We start from the raw sequence: 1,575 nt of genomic DNA on the forward strand, positions 1-1,575 counted from the left end.
ATCAGCGCGATCCGACGCAGATCCGCATCGGGATATCGCAGTCCAGCCCGGCGGATGAGCCCCTCGACTTTCGCATGGGTGAACGCAGCATGAGCGTCATCGACAGCGAGCTGGATGCGCTCTTCGAATGGCATTCCCAGGGTGAGAGCGTCGTCTTGGGCATCGAGTGCGCTCAGCAGGCTTGTTGACCCCATTTCACGCAGTTTCCGTTTCGTTTCGTCATCGAGACGAGTCATCGTTGTCCTCCTGCGTAGTAGTCTGGCCCACGAACGAAACCGACCGTGGGCGTTGGTCCAGCAGCGGGCAGCCCGGACGGTTCAGGGCTTCGTCTGCGCTTGCTGGAAGGCGTGTCTTGCCCACTGTCGAGAATCGGCCGCAAATGCGCATACCGTGGTGATCGAATCCGACCCGATAACGCGATACCAGCGGCGGCTTCGACTCGTTTAGGAGAGAAGCGGCGCGACAGGCGCAGCACTGCCAGTGCCGCGTTCAGTCCCTGTTCCTCAACGGGCACGGACTCGAAGATCCGGTTGATCACCGTCGTCGTGTCTTGTCCGATACGAGCTGCCCATTCCCGCACGCGAGGCCCGTCCCATTGTTGATACCTCTCACCATGGGGCAGGTCGCCATCGTGTGTGTGATGGGTGTTGATGACTCCTGCCAGCGGAAGCAGGTGACTCGAAAGCCGCGTGTGCCCGTCGAAGATCTCGACTGTCGTTTCCGTGATCCGTAAGTCGACGCTGGAACCGACATGCGCATAGGGCACGGAGTAGAAGTTCTTCTCGAACACCACGTGCCCGTCTTTGCGGACTTTCCTCCCATAGATCCAGCGGCTGATCTCATAAGCAACCGCCGGCAACGGCCGCAGCAGGGGCCGTTCCTCGGCGTCGAAGACCGATGCCCGTGATCCAGGGCGTTTCTGAAACGGTTGGGCGTTGTAGGCCCGCATTCGTTCATAGATCGCCTCACGTAGCTGAGGCAGTGTTCGAAAGGTCTGTCCGCGCAGTGCCGCGATGACCTGGGTGGCGATATTGCCGACCGTGTTTTCAACACTGGCCTTGTCCTTGGGTTTCCTGACTCGGCCCGGCAGGACGGCTGCCGAATAGTGTGCAGCCAGCTCACGATAGGCATCATTGAGGATGATCTCTCCTTCCCGAGGATGGGAGATCACGCCGGTCTTGAGGTTGTCGGGCACGATCCGGGGCACGCTGCCGCCGAACCAGTCGAACATCGCTATATGCGCCCGCAGCCAGGTGTCCTGCTTCATATCCAGGGCCGGTTCAACAAACGCGTAGCGCGAGAACGGCAGGCAACCGACGAAGAGAAAGACTTTCGTGTGTGTCCCCGCGACCGGGTCGGTAAGCGTCATCGTTTTGCCCGACCAGTCGACTTCGACGCTTTGGCCGGCCTTGTGTCCGACTCGAGAGGCCAGGCCGGAAACGAGCACATGGTGCTGGTAGGTCTTGCAGAAGCGGTCATAGCCCATCGCCGGCGAGTCTGTGGTGGCGCAGGCGTCACGGTACTCGCTATGCAATAGTTTCAGCGTGACCCCGACGCGCGCGAGTTCGCGGTGGA

The 1,575-nt window shown here is 60.8% G+C and carries 1 protein-coding gene and 1 pseudogene; both read right to left on the bottom strand.

What is annotated here, in order from left to right; all coding sequences use genetic code 11:
* Positions 1–194, bottom strand: a pseudogene (locus ACPUD7_RS17630) (ATP-binding protein); the annotation flags it as partial.
* A gap of 38 nt (positions 195–232) precedes the next feature.
* The coding region (gene istA / locus ACPUD7_RS17635; RefSeq protein WP_425120635.1) for an IS21 family transposase at positions 233–1,575 on the bottom strand (1,343 nt) is incomplete at its 5' end.

This window comes from Brevibacterium sp. FAM 24630 (assembly GCF_049804075.1).
GTDB lineage: Bacteria > Actinomycetota > Actinomycetes > Actinomycetales > Brevibacteriaceae > Brevibacterium.